Source organism: Pseudomonas sp. GD03903 (genome assembly GCF_029840045.1).
Classification (GTDB): domain Bacteria; phylum Pseudomonadota; class Gammaproteobacteria; order Pseudomonadales; family Pseudomonadaceae; genus Pseudomonas; species Pseudomonas pseudonitroreducens.
The window spans coordinates 133,485-150,852 of sequence record NZ_JAOCBT010000001.1; the positions used below are offsets into that span (position 1 = coordinate 133,485).

A 17,368-nucleotide genomic window follows, 5' to 3' on the forward strand; every position below is an offset into this window, starting at 1 on the left:
GTCTGTCCGGGTAGTTATCGGATAAAAATCGATTATTTCAGGGGCGACAGCCGTTTTGGCAGGCAGGGTGGCAGGTACAGCGACAGGTAGGCGTCGATCACCCGCATGCCTTCTTCGGCCAGGCGCTCGGTGATCTGCCCGTGGCGTTGCACAGAGAGCGCGTAGACACGGTCGCCCAGTTCGATGGCCAGGCTGAACACCTCGATGTCCTGCGGCAGTGGTGGCAGCTCGAAATGGCGCTCGAAGAGTTCGCGCATGGCCTGGCCGAGTTGCACGTCGTGCTGGCTGTCGGCCTGGGTGACTTCGGCGAGGCCGTGGCTGGCGAGGATCAGCTGACGCGCAGCGGCGTCTTCGGCGTACACGGCCAGGGTGCGCTGCTCTACCAGGCGCGCGAGATCACGCCAGTCACGCAGGGCTGCGTGGTCGACGGGCTGCTCGAGGCAGGCGCGGAAGGCGGCATGGACGTCGCTGGTCAAGCCCTGCAGGAGGGCCGGCACGCTGGGGAAAAAGTGATAGACGGAGGAGGGCGGGATATACGCACGTTCGGCCACCGCGTAGATCGACAGGCCCGCTGCGCCACTCTCGGCCAGCAGGGCGCGGGCGGCTGCGAGGATCACGCCGATGCGTGCCTGGCTGCTGGCGCGGGGCTTGCGGGTGGGAGTGGGCATGCTGACCTCCGGAGCTGGGCGGCTATTGGACGCCAGCTCCGGGGTCCTCGGCAAGTCAGCTGCCGCCAGCGCGCAGCTTGTCCCAGACTTCGGTGATCACCGGGGCGGTCTTCTCCGGCGCGGTTTCCAGGGCAAACAGGCGGCGCTTGGTCTCCTGGTCCGGGTAGAGGCCTGGCTGGTCGCGCAGGGCGGCATCGAGGAACTGTGCAGAATCCTTGTTGCCGTTGGGGTAGAGGGTAGCGGCGGTGACCTGTGCGGCGACCTTGGGTTGCATCATGTAGTCGATGAACTTGAGGGCCAGGTCCGGGTGCTCGGCAGCCGTGGGGATCACCAGGTTGTCGATGAACAGCACCGAGCCTTCCTGCGGCACCACGAAGCGCACCGGCTGGCCGGCGTTGGCCGCACCCAGTGCGTCACCGACCCAGGCCATGGCGACGCACAGCTTGCCGGCGTTGAGGTCCTGGATGTAGCGCTCGCTGTCGATGTAGCGCAGGTTCGGGCGCAGCTCGGCGAGCACTTCGCCGGCGCGGCGGATCTGCGACGGCGCGCTGCGGGCGAAGTTGCGGCCCTGGTAGTTCATCAGCACCGAGAAGGCTTCGTCCGGGGCGTCCAGCAGGCTCATGCCGCAGGCCTTCAGGCGCTGGCTCTGCTGCGGGTCGAAGAGGATGCTCCAGCTGTCGGGCAGCTTGCCGCCGTAGGCCTTCTCCGCCTCGGGCTCGTTGATCGCCAGGCCCACGGCGCCCCACAGATAGGGGACGGCGTGCTGGTTGTTGGGGTCGACGGCGGCCAGCTTGCTCAACAGCTGGGTGTCGAGGTGGCTGCGGTTGGGCAACTTGCTGAAGTCCAGCGCCTGGATGCGCTTGTCGCGGATCAGCGCCGGCAGGTCGTTGTGCGAGGGCACCGCGACGTCGAATTTCTCGCCGCTTTCCAGGGCCTTCTTGACCTCTTCGGCGGTGCTGTAGGTCGTGTACTCGACGCGGATCCCCGTGTCTTTCTCGAAGTCCTTGAGCACCTCGGGAGCGATGTAGTCGTTCCAGTTGTAGACGCGGATGACCTGGTCGGCCCAGGCGGACAGTGGGCACAACAGCATCAGAATCAAGGCGTACAGGCGTGGCATTGGCGATCTCCCTGAATGAACCACGTAATCAGCGGATGCGGCGTCAGCCGCTCGAAAGCGCAACAACAAAGACACGTCAGACGCGATGGGCGCCGCAGCGGGCGGATGGAGACATCGCGAGCAGGAAGGAACGACGGATGTGACTCGCCCTGGCGCCCCTCCTCGCCGTTGCGATGTCGCAGTTCCCCGGGTGTGCCAGAGGCACAAGGAAACGCCGGCACGAGGGCCGGCGTTTCGTTTACCACTTATACGGTGTGCAAGTACCAGTTGTACTCGAGATCGGAGATCGAATACTCGAACTCCTGCATCTCATGCTCCTTGCACGCGACGAAGATGTCGATGTACTCGGGGCTGATGTACTTGTTCATCACATCGCTGTCGTCCAGCTCGCGCAGGGCATCGCGCAAGTTGTTCGGCAAGCTTTGCTCGAGCTGCTCGTAGGCATTGCCTTCGATCGGCGCGCCCGGCTCGACCTTGTTGGTCAGACCGTGGTGGACGCCGGCCAGAACCGCCGAGAGCAGCAGGTACGGGTTGGCATCGGCACCGGCGACGCGGTGTTCCAGGCGTACCGCTTCTGCCGTTCCAGTAGGAACGCGCAGGGCGACGGTACGGTTGTCCAGGCCCCAGCTCGGTGCGTTCGGCACGAAGAAGGCCGAACCGAAACGGCGGTACGAGTTGACGTTCGGGCAGAGGAACGCCATCGACGCCGGCAGGGTCTCGAGCACACCGCCGATCGCGTGGCGCAACGCGGCGTTCTGCTCGGGATCCTCGCTGGTGAAGATGTTCTTGCCGTCCTTGTCGAGCAGCGAGACATGGACGTGCAGACCGTTGCCTGCCTGACCCGGGTAGGGCTTGGCCATGAAGGTCGAGTCCATTTCGTGGTCGTAGGCGACGTTCTTGATCAGGCGCTTGAGCAGGACTGCGTAGTCGCAGGCCTTCAGGGCGTCGTCAACGTGGTGCATGTTGACTTCGAACTGCGCCGGGGCGCTTTCCTTGACGATGGCGTCAGCCGGAATGCCCTGGGCGCGGGCGCCGTCGATGATGTCCTGCAGGCAGTCGGCGTACTCGTCGAGGTCGTCGATGGAGTAGACCTGGACCGATTGCGGGCGCTTGCCGGAGATCGGCGAACGCGGCGGCTGCGGACGGCCGTTCACGTTCTCCTGGTCGATCAGGTAGAACTCCAGCTCGAAGGCCGCGACGATGGTCAGGCCGATGTCGGTGAACTTCTGCACAACCTGGCGCAGCACTTCCCGCGGGTCGGCGAAGAACGGCGTGCGCTCTTCCATCTCGTGCATGGTCATCAGCAGTTGCGCGGTCGGGCGCTTCTGCCAGGGTTCCATGGAGAGGGTGTTGGGGATTGGGAAACAGACGCGATCCGCGTCGCCAATGTCCAGGCCGAGGCCGGTGCTTTCTACGGTGGAGCCGGTGATGTCGAGAGCGAAGAGAGAGGCGGGGAGGTTGATGCCCTTCTCATAGACTTTGGGCAGGTTGGTGCGTTCGATGCGCTTGCCGCGGACCACACCATTCATGTCTGCAATAAGGAGGTCGACGAACTGGACCTCGGGGTGTTCCTTCAGGAACTCACTCGCTTCTTCGAGCGAAACGGCACTCTGGGGTACCGACATGATGTAACACCTTTATTGTTAAAAATTTCAATCATTCGAAAGCTGAGGTGTGAGTCAATCCGAATTGGCAAGGGTTGTCAATGTCGCACCAAAGTGGGGCGCACCTGTCGTGATGGGCCGTTTTTGGGGCGTTTCGAGCCGCTTTTGATTCGCGGAGAGCCTTTGCTGGCGGGCTGTTCAGTGGGGCGTGTTTGATTTTTTACATGGCTATTGTGTAAAAAAATGAACAAGGCTAAGCTCGGCCTCAAGCCCATAACACTTACAAACACGGGTGTCCCATGTCTCGCCTGCCGTTAATCGGCGTGTCCGCCTGCATCAAGCAGATCGGTTCCAAACCCTACCATGTTGCTGGCGACAAATACCTCAGAGCGCTGATCTCCGGGGCCTCGGGCATTCCTTTGATCATTCCCTCCCTGGGCGATGCCATCGACCAGGAAGACATGTTGGCCGCGTTCGACGGCCTGCTCTTCACAGGCTCGGCGTCGAACGTCGAACCCCATCATTATAGTGGCTCCGCAAGCGTAGCAGGCACCCCTCATGATCCCGAGCGCGACAGCACGACGCTGCCGCTGATCCGCCGCGCCGTCGCGGCCGGGATTCCGGTGCTGGGCATCTGCCGCGGCTTCCAGGAAATGAACGTCGCCTTCGGCGGCTCGCTGCACCAGAAGGTGCACGAGGTCGAAGGCTTCATGGACCACCGCGAACCCGCCGGTGAGCCGATCGAAATCCAGTATGGTCTGCGGCACATCGTCGATGTGCAGCCGGGCGGCGTTTTCGCCGGTATCGGGCTACCCTCGCAGTTCCAGGTCAACTCCATTCACGGCCAGGGCGTTGATCGTCTGGCGCCCGGCCTTCGTGTAGAAGCTCTGGCGCCTGACGGGTTGGTTGAAGCCTTCTCCGTCGAAGGTGCGGCCTTCGCCGTCGGGGTGCAGTGGCACCCGGAATGGCAGGTCGAAACGAACCCCAACTATCTCGCTATCTTCCAGGCATTCGGCAAAGCCTGCAGCAAGAGGGCGGGGAACCGCTGAGTCCGGCGTTGGGGCCGGGCTCTCAAACCCTGAGGTCTTTATGACTAGCAAGTTAGACCAGCTCAGTGGCTGGTTGAAGGAACGCAAGATCACTGAAGTGGAATGCATGATCGCCGACCTGACCGGGATTGCCCGGGGCAAGATCGCGCCGACTGCGAAGTTCCTCAACGAGAAAGGCATGCGCCTGCCGGAGAGCGTTCTCCTGCAGACCGTGACCGGCGACTACGTCGAGGATGACATCTATTACGACCTGCTGGACCCGGCCGACATCGATATGGTCTGCCGCCCGGACGAGAATGCCGTGTTCCTCGTCCCCTGGGCCATCGAGCCGACCGCGATGGTCATCCACGATACCTACGACAAGCTGGGCAACCCCATCGAGCTGTCGCCGCGCAACGTCCTCAAGCGCGTCCTCCAGCTCTACGCCGACAAGGGCTGGAAGCCGATCGTGGCGCCGGAGATGGAGTTCTACCTGACCAAGCGCAGCGACGACCCCGACTACCCGCTGCAGGCTCCGATCGGCCGTTCCGGCCGCCAGGAGACCGGTCGCCAGTCCTTCTCCATCGACGCGGCGAACGAATTCGACCCGCTGTTCGAAGACATGTACGACTGGTGCGAACTGCAGGGCCTGGATCTGGACACCCTGATCCATGAAGAAGGCACCGCGCAGATGGAGATCAACTTCCGTCACGGCGATGCCCTGGACCTGGCCGACCAGATCGTGGTGTTCAAGCGCACCATGCGCGAGGCCGCCCTCAAGCACAACGTGGCCGCGACCTTCATGGCCAAGCCGATGACCGGCGAGCCGGGCAGTGCCATGCACCTGCACCAGAGCATCGTCGACATCAAGACCGGCAAGAACATCTTCTCCAACGCCGACGGCAGCATGAGCGAGCTGTTCCTGCACCACATCGGCGGCCTGCAGAAGCTGATTCCCGAGGCGCTGCCGCTGTTCGCGCCGAACGTCAACTCGTTCCGCCGCTTCCTGCCCGACACCTCGGCGCCGGTGAACGTGGAATGGGGCGAAGAGAACCGCACCGTGGGCCTGCGCGTACCGGATTCCACCCCGGACAACCGCCGCGTGGAAAACCGCCTGGCCGGCGCCGACGCCAACCCCTACCTGGCCCTGGCCGCCAGCCTGCTGTGCGGCTACATCGGCATGGTCGAAGGCCTCAAACCCAGTGCCCAGGTCAAAGGCCGTGGCTATGAACGGCGTAACCTGCGCCTGCCGCTGACCATCGAGGCGGCACTGGAGTGCATGGAAAGCAGCAAGACCCTGGAGAAATACCTGGGTGACAAGTTCATTCGAGGCTACGTCGCGGTGAAGCGCGCCGAGCACGAGAACTTCAAGCGAGTAATCAGTTCCTGGGAGCGCGAGTTCCTCCTGCTTTCTGTCTGATCGGCGTGGGGTCCGGCGCGTGGCCGGGCCCCGTGTTTCTTAGAGAAGAGGTTTTATCAAGATGACTAACCAGACCAGCGCCAACACCCAACACTGGCAGGCGCTCAGCCGCGATCACCACCTGGCTCCGTTCACCGACTACAAGCAGTTGAACGAGAAGGGTGCGCGCATCATCACCAAGGCCGAAGGCGTGTACCTGTGGGACAGCGAGGGCAACAAGATCCTCGATGGCATGGCTGGCCTGTGGTGCGTGAACGTCGGCTACGGTCGCAAGGAACTTGCTGAAGTCGCCTACAAGCAGATGCAGGAACTGCCCTACTACAACCTGTTCTTCCAGACCGCCCACCCGCCGGTGCTGGAGCTGTCCAAGGCCATCGCCGACATTGCCCCCGAAGGCATGAACCACGTGTTCTTCACCGGCTCCGGCTCCGAGTCCAACGACACCGTGCTGCGCATGGTTCGCCACTACTGGAGCATCAAGGGCCAGCCGCAGAAGAAAGTGGTCATCGGTCGCTGGAACGGCTACCACGGCTCCACCGTCGCCGGCGTCAGCCTGGGCGGCATGAAGGCGCTGCACGAGCAGGGCGACCTGCCGATCCCCGGCATCGAGCACATCGCCCAGCCCTACTGGTTCGGCGAAGGCGGCGACATGGACCCGGAAGAGTTCGGCGTCTGGGCGGCCGAGCAACTGGAGAAGAAGATTCTCGAAGTCGGCGAAGACAAGGTCGCTGCCTTCATCGCCGAGCCCCTGCAGGGCGCGGGCGGCGTGATCATTCCGCCGAAAACCTACTGGCCGAAGATCCGCGAGATCCTCGCCAAGTACGACATCCTGTTCATCGCCGACGAAGTCATCTGCGGCTTCGGCCGTACCGGTGAATGGTTCGGCAGCCAGTACTTCGGCAACGCCCCGGATCTGATGCCGATCGCCAAGGGCCTGACCAGCGGCTACATCCCCATGGGCGGCGTGATCGTTCGCGACGAGATCGTCCATACCCTGAATGAGGGTGGGGAGTTCTACCACGGCTTCACTTACTCTGGTCACCCGGTTGCCGCTGCGGTGGCGCTGGAGAACATCCGCATCCTGCGGGAAGAGAAGATCGTAGAGCGTGTGAAGAACGAAACGGCACCGTATTTGCAACAGCGCTGGCAAGAGCTGGCCGACCATCCCCTGGTAGGCGAAGCCCGTGGGGTAGGCCTGGTGGCAGCACTGGAGCTGGTGAAGAACAAGAAGACCCGCGAGCGCTTCGAAGGCAAGGGTGTCGGGATGCTGTGCCGCGAGCACTGCTTCCGCAACGGTCTGATCATGCGCGCGGTGGGAGACACTATGATTATCTCGCCGCCGCTGGTGATCGAGAAATCGCAGATCGATGACCTGATCACCCTGGCGCGTAAGTGCCTCGATCAAACCGCCGCAGCCGTTCTGTCTTGAGTCTTTCACCGGACCTTTGACAGACTGCGCCTGTGCGTTGGCCAGGCTCACCGGGTGGTGACGGAAGGAGATGTCCACGCCACCCGGAACATCAAGAAAAACAACTGGAGCTACCCGCATGTTCAAGACCTTCGGCAAATCCCTGCTCGCTGTAACGCTGGCGGGCGCTGTGGCTGGTATGGCGCAGGCAGATGACAAGGTGCTGCACGTCTACAACTGGTCGGACTACATCGCGCCGGACACGGTCGACAAGTTCACCAAGGAAACCGGAATCAAGGTCGTCTACGACGTCTACGACAGCAACGAAGTGCTGGAAGCCAAGCTGCTGGCCGGCAAGTCGGGTTACGACATCGTGGTGCCGTCCAACTCCTTCCTCGCCAAGCAGATCAAGGCTGGCGTGTATCAGCCGCTGGACAAGTCCAAGCTGCCGAACTGGAAGAACCTGAACCCGGACATCATGAAGACCCTGGAGATCAGCGACCCGGGCAACCAGTACGCGATCCCCTACATGTGGGGCACCATCGGCATCGGTTACAACCCGGACAAGGTCAAGGCCGCGCTGGGCGACAACGCCCCGGTGGACTCCTGGGATCTGGTGTTCAAGCCGGAAAACATCCAGAAGCTGAAGGCCTGCGGCGTGAGCTTCCTCGACTCGCCGACCGAAATGCTCCCGGCGGCCCTGCACTACCTGGGTTACAAGCCGGATAGCCAGGACCCGAAAGAGCTGAAGGAAGCCGAAGCGCTGTTCCTGAAGATTCGTCCGTACATCTCCTACTTCCACTCCTCCAAGTACATTTCCGATATCGCCAACGGCAACATCTGCGTGGCCATCGGTTACTCGGGTGACGTGTACCAGGCCAAGTCCCGCGCTGAAGAAGCCAAGAACAAGGTCACTGTGAAGTACAACATTCCGAAGGAAGGTGCCGGCGCGTTCTTCGACACCGTCGCCATTCCGAAGGATGCCGAGAACCAGGAAGCTGCGCTGAAGTGGATCAACTTCCTGCTTGAGCCGGCCGTCATGTCCGAGATCACCAACGTCGTGCAGTTCCCGAACGGCAACGCCGCGGCTACCCCGATGGTGAACGACGCTATCCGCAACGACCCGGGCGTGTATCCGACTCCGGAAACCATGAAGAAGCTGTACGCCTTCCCGGACCTGCCGGCGAAGACCCAGCGTCTGATGACCCGCAGCTGGACCACCATCAAGTCCGGCAAGTAATCGGGTAGTCGCTGCCGCCTGGTGCGGCAGCGGATGGTCCGGGACTGCGGCGGGGGAGTGCTCTCCCTCGCCGCAACCGGCAGCAACAAACAGCTTCCATCGGTGGAATGGCTGCGCAAGCCCTGGCGCTCTCGTGCTGATGAAGGGTTCGGCGCTACCCACGGACCGGCCGTCGAAACCCCGGCAGCAACCGACTGAAGTAGTAAAAAACAACGAGAGGACTCACGTGTGCGCATTCCCTTCCGCAGAACCCTGATCGCTGCAGTCTCCCTCCTCGGCCTGACTTCGCTTGCCCAGGCGGAGCAGACCGTCCACATCTACAACTGGTCGGACTACATCGGTGAAACCACCCTCGCCGACTTCGAGAAGGAAACCGGTATCAAGCCGGTGTACGACGTCTTCGACTCCAACGAAACCCTGGAAGGCAAGCTCCTGGCCGGTCGCACCGGTTATGACGTGGTCGTGCCCTCCAACCACTTCCTCGGTCGCCAGATCAAGGCCGGTGCGTTCCAGAAGCTCGACAAGAGCCAGCTGCCGAACTGGTCGAACCTCGACCCGCATCTGATGAAACAGCTCGAGGCCAATGACCCGGGCAACGAGTACGGCGTGCCGTACCTGTGGGGCACCAACGGCATCGGCTACAACGTCGACAAGGTCAAGGCCGTGCTGGGTGTCGACAAGATCGATTCGTGGGCCGTGCTCTTCGAGCCCGAGAACATGAAGAAGCTCAGCCAGTGCGGCGTCGCCTTCCTCGATTCGGGCGACGAGATGATGCCGGCCGTGCTCAAGTACATGGGGCTGGACCCCAACAGCACCAACCCGGACGACTACAAGAAGGTGGAGGACAAGCTGATGAAGGTGCGTCCGTACGTCACCTACTTCCACTCCTCCAAGTACATTTCCGACCTGGCCAACGGCAACATCTGCGTCGCGGCCGGTTTCTCCGGTGACGTGTTCCAGGCCGCCAACCGCGCCAAGGAAGCCGGTAAGGGCGTGAACATCGCCTACGCCATTCCCAAGGAAGGCGCCAACCTCTGGTTCGACATCCTCGCCGTGCCGAAGGATGCCTCCAATCCGAAGGCGGCCCACGCATTCATCAACTACCTGCTCAAACCCGAAGTGATCGCCAAGGTCAGCGACTACGTCGGTTACGCCAACCCGAACCCCAAGGCTGGCGAATTCATGGATGAGTCCGTGCGCAACAATCCTGAGGTGTACCCATCCCAGGAGGTTCTCGACAAACTCTTCGTGCAGCATGAGCTGCCGCCGAAGATCCTGCGCCTCATGACCCGTTCCTGGACCAAGATCAAGTCGGGCAAGTAAGACGGATTTCCCCAAATCCGTCCGCGCGGGCACGGAGCGTCGGAGAGCCTCTCGAAAGGTTTTCCGACGCACGTAAACTGCGCCAGCCCTGAGTAATACCAAGCATGCCCGGCCGCGGGGGCCGGGCCTCTATGATTTGGGAGTTGTGGTAATGGCAATAGCCTCCGGTGCCTACAAGAAAGCCTTGAGTGGCGACCAGAAACCGAAAGAGGTTCTGGTAAAAATCGACCGGGTCAGCAAGCAGTTCGACGAAACGCTGGCTGTGGACAGCGTGTCCCTGGACATCAAGAAAGGCGAGATCTTCGCCCTGCTCGGTGGTTCGGGTTCGGGCAAGTCGACCCTGCTTCGCATGCTGGCTGGTTTCGAGCGTCCCACTGAAGGTCGCATCTTCCTCGATGGCCAGGACATTACCGACCTGCCGCCCTATGAGCGGCCGATCAACATGATGTTCCAGTCCTACGCCCTGTTCCCCCACATGAGCGTGGCGCAGAACATTGCTTTCGGCCTGAAGCAGGACGGCCTGCCCAAGGCAGAGATCGACAAGATCGTCGACGAGATGCTCAAGCTCGTGCAGATGACCCAGTACGCCAAGCGCAAGCCGCACCAGCTCTCCGGTGGCCAGCGTCAGCGCGTGGCCCTGGCCCGCTCCCTGGCCAAGCGTCCGAAGCTGCTGCTGCTCGACGAGCCCATGGGCGCGCTGGACAAGAAACTGCGTTCGCAGATGCAGCTGGAACTGGTGGAGATCATCGAGCGCGTGGGCGTGACCTGCGTGATGGTGACCCACGACCAGGAAGAGGCCATGACCATGGCCCAGCGCATCGCCATCATGCACCTGGGCTGCATCGAGCAGATCGGCAGCCCGATGGACATCTACGAGACGCCGGCCAGCCGCCTGATCTGCGAGTTCATCGGCAACGTCAATCTGTTCGACGGCGAGATCGTCGAGGACCTGCAGGACCACGCAGTCATCGCCTGTCCGCAGCTGGAAAACCCGATCTACATCGGCCACGGCATCAGCACCCGTGCCGAGAACAAGCGCATGACCTACGCACTGCGTCCGGAAAAGGTCATGGTCAGTGCGCAGAAGCCGGAAAACCTGGAACACGAAGGCTTCAACGTCGCCCAGGGCACCGTGCATGACATCGCCTACCTGGGCGGTCATTCGGTGTACTACATCAAGCTGGCCTCGGGCTTCATCGTCCAGGCCTTCATGGCCAACGCCGAGCGCCACGTCGCGCGCCCGACCTGGGACCAGCCGGTTTACATCAGCTGGTACGACGACAGCGGTGTGGTACTGCAATCATGAACATCAGCAAATCGCTCATGAAACGCCTGCCGAACGGCCGGCATGCCGTGATCGGTGTGCCGTTCTTCTGGCTGTTCCTGTTCTTCCTGCTGCCCTTCGCCATCGTGCTGAAGATCAGTCTGGCGGCAGCGGACGTGGCCATTCCGCCGTACACCGAAGTGTTCCAGTACGCCGACCAGACGCTCCAGGTCGTGATGAACCTGGGCAACTACCTGATGCTGACGGACGACCCGCTCTACATCGACGCCTACCTGGGCTCGCTGAAGATGGCGGCGATCAGCACCTTCCTCTGCCTTGTGATCGGATACCCGATGGCCTACGCCATCGCTCGCGCCAGCAAGGAAATGCAGACCGTCCTGCTGCTGCTGATCATGATGCCGACCTGGACGGCGATCCTGATCCGCGTGTACGCCTGGATGGGTATCCTGTCCAACAACGGCCTGCTCAACAGCTTCCTGATGTGGCTGGGCATCATCAACGAGCCGCTGACGATCCTCAACACCAACTTCGCGGTGTACATCGGTATCGTCTACTCGTATCTGCCCTTCATGGTCATGCCGCTCTACGCCAACCTGGTGAAGCACGACATGAGCCTGCTGGAAGCCGCGTCCGACCTCGGTGCGCGCAGCTTCACCAGCTTCTGGAAGATCACCGTACCGCTGTCCAAGAACGGCATCATCGCCGGCTGCATGCTGGTGTTCATCCCGGCGGTGGGCGAGTTCGTGATCCCGGAACTGCTCGGCGGCCCGGAGACCCTGATGATCGGCAAGGTGCTGTGGCAGGAGTTCTTCAATAACCGTGACTGGCCGGTGGCTTCCGCCCTTGCCGTGGTGATGCTGGCAATCCTGATCATCCCCATCATCCTCTTTAACAAGAACCAGGCTAAAGAGCTGGAGGGCAAGGTATGAACAAGCGTTGGTCGTTCTCCAACATCATGCTGGTGTTGGGCCTGCTCTTCATCTACGTGCCGATGATCATCCTGGTCATCTACTCGTTCAACGGCTCCAAGCTGGTGACCGTCTGGGGCGGCTGGTCGGTGAAGTGGTACGTCGGCCTGCTGGACAACCAGCAGCTCGTCGGTTCGGTGTTCCGCTCCCTGGAGATCGCCTGCTACACCGCGATCTCCTCGGTGGCCCTGGGCACCCTGGCGGCCTTCGTGCTGACCCGCATCCCGCGCTTCCGTGGCCGTACGCTGTTCGGCGGCATGGTTACCGCGCCGCTGGTCATGCCCGAGGTGATCACCGGTCTGTCGCTGCTGCTGCTGTTCGTCGCCATGGCCCAGCTGATCGGCTGGCCGCAGGAACGCGGCATCGTGACCATCTGGATCGCCCACACCAGCTTCTGCTCGTCCTACGTAGCGGTGGTGGTGTCGGCGCGCCTGCGTGAACTGGACCTGTCCATCGAGGAAGCGGCCATGGACCTGGGCGCCAAGCCCTGGAAAGTGTTCATGCTGATCACCATCCCGATGATCGCGCCGTCGCTGGCGGCGGGCGGCATGATGTCCTTCGCCCTGTCGCTGGATGACCTGGTGCTGGCCAGCTTCGTGTCCGGCCCTGGCTCCACCACCCTGCCGATGGAAGTGTTCTCCGCCGTACGCCTGGGCGTGAAGCCGGAGATCAACGCCGTAGCCAGCCTGATCCTGCTGACCGTTTCGCTGTTCACCTTCTTCGCCTGGTACTTCACCCGCCAGGCCGAAGAGCGTCGCAAGCGCGCGATCCAGGAAGCCATGGAGTCCAATGCGACCGATTGGCAGAAGGGTTCGACAGCCACCGCCTGACGCCGTCTTGTCGGCCGGTTGAATCCGGCGATTGTCGAACCACGGGCCACCTTCGGGTGGCCCGTGTTTTTTGCATACACGTTATTCCGAAGTGCTTGGAAAATCGGGATTTATCGGAAAAATCCGTGGGTCGCAAAGGCTCGCTCCCGGCTGATTGCGAACTACGCTTGAAGTGTTCGGATGCGTTGTCCGGTCACCCCCCCGAACCAGGACCGGGCCGCGCCGCCGGCAAACTTCCAGTGACGCCTTATGGCACTCCGTGCGGGAGACGGCGCCCAATACAACACCCCGATCGTTATCCCTTGGGGAAATAACGCGCCAGGGAGCTTCGGCATCTCCCGCAACACTCTCTGACCATGCACCCATGAAAAACCCCGCAGGAGCGGGGTTTTTCATTTCCGGCAGGCGACTCAGCGACGGACGGGGATCAGTCGCAGGATGCCCTTGGTGTTGGCCTTCACCTCGTTGTCATCGTAGTGCTGTGGCAGGTACTGGCCTTCGATGTAGGCCTCGGCCTGGTCATCGTAGTGCTTGTCGAAGGGCACGCCGCTCTGGCCCACCGGGTTGATGCCCAGGCTATGGGCCGGGTCGGCGAAGTCGATCAGGCGACGAGTGGAAGGGCCGTAGACTACCTGCCACGGCGCCGGGCCGACGCGGGCGGACAGGTTGTTCGGTACCTCGTGGCCGCCCGGTGCGGCGAATGGGCCGACGTTGAAGAGGCGATCCAGCGGCTTCTGCTGGCCCAGCGGATGGCCATGGGTGAGGGTGTGCGCCTTGCCCCACTGCCACTGCTTCGAGTCCTGGCCGAGTTTGGCGCGCAGGTGCGCCAGGCTGTCCTTCCAGGCGGCCTTGACGATATCGGTGCGGGTTTCCTTCTGTGGCGTCTTGCGGTTGTCCCACCAGGGCGAGTTTTCGTCTGCGGCCAGGCGCGGCAGGGCCACGTCGAGCACGCGGGTGGAGAGCAGGTTGTCGAAGAAGGCATCGCCCATTTCGTCGCGCATGGCGCCGTCGGCCACCTGGTAGAGCAACTGGTTGAACACCGTGGCGGTGAACGAGTCCAGCGGATGATCGCCCTGCCAGTTGGCCAGGTTGTCCACCAGCGCCTTCTCTTCGTCGGTTGCCGCCGCTTCGCGCAGGATCGGCAGCAATGGCTTGAGGAAGCGCGGGCCGTAGCCGGTGGCGGTGTCCAGTTGCAGCGCCTGGCTGTTCTGCAGATCCCATTTCACCGAATCATCAGACAGGCGCTTGTTCAGTTGCTGGCCGCGATCGGGCAGGTTGTAGTAGCCCGGCACCGGGCGGCCGTTGGCCGGTACCGGCTGGAAATTGGCGGAGACGATGTAGCCGCGCGCCGGGTTTTCTTCCTGCGGGTTCTCGCTGAAGGGGTAGAAGCCGGTCTTGTCGGCCTGGCCGCTGGCGCCGTCGAGCAGGAAGTTCGGGTTGACCCCGTCCGGGCGCACCGGCAACTGTGCCGAGGCCCACCAGCCGATGTCGCCGCGGGCGTTGGCCCAGACCACGTTGAGGCCCGGCGACTGGATCTTCGAAGCCGCGGTGCGCGCCTTGGTCAGAGTATCGGCACGGTTCAGCTCGTAGAAGGCGTCGAGGATCGGGTTCTGCGTCTCCAGGAAGGCCCACCACATGGCCACCGGGGTCTTGCCCGCGGCAGTGCCCAGCGCGTCGTTGACCAGCGGGCCGTGGGGCGAGCTGCGCAGGGTGATCTTCACCGGTGCCTCGCCTTTCACGGCGATGCTCTGCTCCTCGCTCTTCAGGTCGACCCACTGGCCGTGGTACCAGACCTGGTTGGGGTTGTCCGGGTTGACCTTCTCGGCGACCAGGTCGACGTCGTCGTTCTGGAACATGGTCAGGCTCCAGCCGAACTGCAGGTTGTGGCCCAGCGAGGCGAACGGGTTGAGCGCCTGGTAGTGGCCGTACAGCTCGAAGCCCGGCGCGCTGGCCTGCATCTCGTACCACACCGCCGGCACGGCGAAGCGGATGTGCGGGTCACCCGCCAGAAGCGGCTTGCCGCTCTTGGTGCGGCTACCGGACACCGCCCAGGCGTTGCTGCCCTCGAACTGAGGCAGGCCGGCCTTTTCCAGCGCGGCATGGCTCAGGCGGGCGATGGCGCTCAGGTCCTGCCAGTCGGCAGCGGCCAGTGCCTTGGGGTTCATCACGCCTTCGGGGTGCCAGTCGAGATCGAAGACTTTCAGGTAGTCCGCGCCCAGCTCGTCGCGCACGTAGGTCAGCACCGGTTCGGTACGGAAGGCGGCGGCGAAGCTGTAGGCCATGTAGCCGGCGACACTGACGGTGTCCTCTGGGGTGAACGGGCGCTTGGGAATGCCGAGGATGTCGAACTCCACCGGGCGCGGGTGGCTGTCCTGGAACTGGTTGACACCGTCCAGATAGGCGACCAGCGCCTTCCAGGCCGGAGAATTCTTGTCCTGCGTCTTTACGTACTCCGCCGCGTGGTCGCGGATGCGCAGGCTACGGAACATGCGGTCGGTATCCACCAGCTTGGGTCCGAGCACCTCGGCCAGTTCGCCACGGGACAGGCGTCGCAGGATTTCCATCTGGAACAGGCGGTCCTGGGCGTGGACATAGCCAATCGCCCGGTACATGTCCTCCTCACTGCCAGCCTTGATATGCGGCACGCCACGTTCGTCGTAGCGAACCGTGACTTCGCTGGCAAGGCCGGCGAGGGACAGTTGTCCGTCGCGTACCGGCTGTTTGCCATGCAGGTACCAGCCAGCGCCCGCCGCGGCAGCGGCGACCACGACATCGAGGACAGTCAAAGTGCGTTTCATGCGGCAACTCCTTGTTGTTATGCCGCGATTCTGCAGCGGATGTCGCTTGTCGCTCATTGACCAAATGTCTCTTGACTGGAATTCTCTGGTCAATCCAAGGAGTGATCATGGCCGCCTCAGAGTTGAACTTTCTCGCCACTCCGGCGCTGACCCAGTCCGCCACACTGCGCCGGCAACTGTACGAGGCGCTCTCGGTGCTGGGCTTCGACCCGACCGACGTCTACCGCCAGGCCCTGCAGAAGGTGCGCCTGCCGCCGCCGGCGCAGAGTGGTCGACTGGTGCATGACGACGCCCCGCTGTTCTGGACCACGCTCGACGACATCACCGGCGACCCCGACATCGGCCTGCATCTGGGCGAGGCGATGAAGCCGCGCCTGCTCGATGTGGTGGGTTACCTGCAGATGGCCAGCGGCGACCTGCGCGAGGCCCTGCACAGCTTCCTGCGCTTCCAGCACATCCTTTCCGGCGGCTTTGCCGCACAGATGCGCGAGGAGGGCGAACAGGTGCGGCTGATCCTCGACCTCAACTACCTGGGCATCAGCAACCTGCGCCAGCAGATGGAGTGCCTGATGTTGCTGTTCCTCAAGCAACTGGCACTGATCACCGATGACGAGTTCCAGCCCCTGGCCATCGAGTTTCGCCATCCCCAGCCACGCCGGTTGAGCGAGCATCGGCGGCTGTTCGGCATGACGCCGAGCTTCGCCAAAGCCAATGATGCATTGCTGTTCGACCGCGCCCTGCTGGCCCGGCCATCACGCACCGGCAACCCGGTACTGCACCGTTTGCTCACCGAGCACGCACGGGAGCAACTGGGGACGCTGGACGAAAATGACCTGCTCAATCGCCTGCGCTACCTGCTCGCCATTCGGCTGGGGGAGGAGGCATGCACGCTGCAGAGTTGCGCCCGTGAGCTCGGCGTGCGTCCCGGGTTGCTGCAACGCAACTTGGCGAGCCGCGCGCAAACCTTCAGGGAGGTGCGGGAAGAGGTGCGCCGGCAGCGTGCGGCGCAATTGCTGGAGCAAGGCGTGGCGATTCGTGAAGTGGCGCGGGCCTGTGGCTTCGCCGAGCTGTCGCCGTTCTATCGCGCGTTCAAGCGCTGGTACTCGGTGCCGCCTGAGCGCTATCGCCAGCGCCTGCAGGGCGGCACCGAAGGCTGAGGGTTACTCGGCCAGCGGGATTTCCCGGCTGACTTCCAGCAGCGCCATGGCATCGAGCTGGTCTTCGATCTGCAGGAAGCGCAATGCGCGCTGCGGCGAGACTTCCTTGGCGATGCGCTTGAGGTACTTCTCCTTCAGCTCCTGGCGGTCGTCCTGCAACTCCAGCACCTGCTTCTGCAGCTTGGCCGCGTCGTCGTTGCTCACGGTGCCGGTGTTATAGCTGTTGGCGTAGTCGATGATGATCGCCAGGGTCTGCTTGCTCAGCTTGTCCGCTTCGGTGCGGTAGCTGTTGTAGATCGGCCAGAACTTCTCGGTTTCCTGCGGGGTGAGCTTCATGTTGGCTTCGACGATGCGCTTGCGCTTGTAGTCGATGTCGGCGATGCGATTGTTGATGGCCTGCTTGTGCTGCTGCATGACCTGGCTGCTGCTGGGAGTATCTTCGGCGTGGGCGGCCAGTGGCAGGACAAGTCCGGTGGAGAGAGCGGCGCAGAAGGCGAGTGCGGAATGAAGACGCATGCGAAA

The 17,368-nt window shown here is 62.8% G+C and carries 14 protein-coding genes; 9 read left to right on the forward strand and 5 right to left on the reverse strand.

Translation table 11 applies throughout. From position 1 onward, the window contains the following. Positions 1 to 32: 32 nt before the first annotated feature. From N5C91_RS00650 to N5C91_RS00660, 3 genes are all read right to left on the reverse strand, one after another. A complete protein-coding gene (locus N5C91_RS00650) occupies positions 33 to 668 on the reverse strand; it encodes a TetR/AcrR family transcriptional regulator (RefSeq protein WP_279826926.1) in 636 nt (211 codons plus the stop codon). A gap of 55 nt (positions 669 to 723) precedes the next feature. Then, the gene (locus N5C91_RS00655) at positions 724 to 1,785 is read right to left on the reverse strand and encodes a polyamine ABC transporter substrate-binding protein (RefSeq protein WP_236199220.1); all 1,062 of its coding nucleotides are present in this window, start codon (positions 1,783 to 1,785) and stop codon (positions 724 to 726) included. Between the two features lie 245 nt (positions 1,786 to 2,030). Beyond that, on the reverse strand, positions 2,031 to 3,410 hold the full coding sequence (locus tag N5C91_RS00660) for a glutamine synthetase family protein (protein WP_236174337.1): 1,380 nt from the start codon (positions 3,408 to 3,410) through the stop codon (positions 2,031 to 2,033). A 278-nt stretch (positions 3,411 to 3,688) separates the two neighbouring features. Here N5C91_RS00660 and N5C91_RS00665 point away from each other — a divergent pair, with 278 nt between their 5' ends. The 8 genes from N5C91_RS00665 to N5C91_RS00700 all read left to right on the forward strand — a co-directional run bounded on the left by N5C91_RS00665 (position 3,689) and on the right by N5C91_RS00700 (position 12,891). Continuing rightward, complete coding sequence (locus N5C91_RS00665; protein WP_279826932.1) at positions 3,689 to 4,438, forward strand: gamma-glutamyl-gamma-aminobutyrate hydrolase family protein; 750 nt, start codon at positions 3,689 to 3,691, stop codon at positions 4,436 to 4,438. Positions 4,439 to 4,478: 40 nt separating this feature from the next. After that, on the forward strand, positions 4,479 to 5,837 hold the full coding sequence (locus N5C91_RS00670; RefSeq protein WP_236174338.1) for a glutamine synthetase family protein: 1,359 nt from the start codon (positions 4,479 to 4,481) through the stop codon (positions 5,835 to 5,837). Between the two features lie 61 nt (positions 5,838 to 5,898). Beyond that, entirely contained in the window at positions 5,899 to 7,266 is a 1,368-nt protein-coding gene (locus N5C91_RS00675) for an aspartate aminotransferase family protein (protein ID WP_192433254.1), read from the forward strand. Positions 7,267 to 7,384: 118 nt separating this feature from the next. Next, on the forward strand, positions 7,385 to 8,485 hold the full coding sequence (locus N5C91_RS00680; protein WP_054908135.1) for a polyamine ABC transporter substrate-binding protein: 1,101 nt from the start codon (positions 7,385 to 7,387) through the stop codon (positions 8,483 to 8,485). A 255-nt stretch (positions 8,486 to 8,740) separates the two neighbouring features. Continuing rightward, positions 8,741 to 9,808 carry a polyamine ABC transporter substrate-binding protein gene (locus N5C91_RS00685; RefSeq protein ID WP_275094712.1) on the forward strand — a complete coding sequence of 356 codons (1,068 nt, stop codon included), beginning with the start codon at positions 8,741 to 8,743 and terminating at the stop codon, positions 9,806 to 9,808. A gap of 151 nt (positions 9,809 to 9,959) precedes the next feature. Further along, the gene (gene potA / locus N5C91_RS00690; protein WP_015479458.1) at positions 9,960 to 11,114 is read left to right on the forward strand and encodes a polyamine ABC transporter ATP-binding protein; all 1,155 of its coding nucleotides are present in this window, start codon (positions 9,960 to 9,962) and stop codon (positions 11,112 to 11,114) included. A 26-nt stretch (positions 11,115 to 11,140) separates the two neighbouring features. Next, positions 11,141 to 12,022 (forward strand): ABC transporter permease subunit, encoded by an 882-nt coding sequence (locus tag N5C91_RS00695; protein WP_089285861.1) that lies wholly within the window; start codon positions 11,141 to 11,143, stop codon positions 12,020 to 12,022. After that, the gene (locus N5C91_RS00700) at positions 12,019 to 12,891 is read left to right on the forward strand and encodes an ABC transporter permease subunit (RefSeq protein ID WP_024762146.1); all 873 of its coding nucleotides are present in this window, start codon (positions 12,019 to 12,021) and stop codon (positions 12,889 to 12,891) included. The genes N5C91_RS00695 and N5C91_RS00700 overlap by 4 nt, the downstream gene beginning before the upstream one ends. Positions 12,892 to 13,301: 410 nt before the next feature. On the opposite strand, the gene N5C91_RS00705 is transcribed toward N5C91_RS00700, so the two are convergent. Next, entirely contained in the window at positions 13,302 to 15,689 is a 2,388-nt protein-coding gene (locus N5C91_RS00705; protein ID WP_279826949.1) for a penicillin acylase family protein, read from the reverse strand. Positions 15,690 to 15,796: 107 nt separating this feature from the next. Between N5C91_RS00705 and N5C91_RS00710 the strand changes: the two genes are divergently transcribed. Beyond that, positions 15,797 to 16,846 carry an AraC family transcriptional regulator gene (locus N5C91_RS00710; RefSeq protein ID WP_279826952.1) on the forward strand — a complete coding sequence of 350 codons (1,050 nt, stop codon included), beginning with the start codon at positions 15,797 to 15,799 and terminating at the stop codon, positions 16,844 to 16,846. A gap of 3 nt (positions 16,847 to 16,849) precedes the next feature. On the opposite strand, the gene N5C91_RS00715 is transcribed toward N5C91_RS00710, so the two are convergent. Further along, positions 16,850 to 17,362 carry a transcriptional regulator gene (locus N5C91_RS00715; protein WP_236174341.1) on the reverse strand — a complete coding sequence of 171 codons (513 nt, stop codon included), beginning with the start codon at positions 17,360 to 17,362 and terminating at the stop codon, positions 16,850 to 16,852. Positions 17,363 to 17,368: the final 6 nt, after the last annotated feature.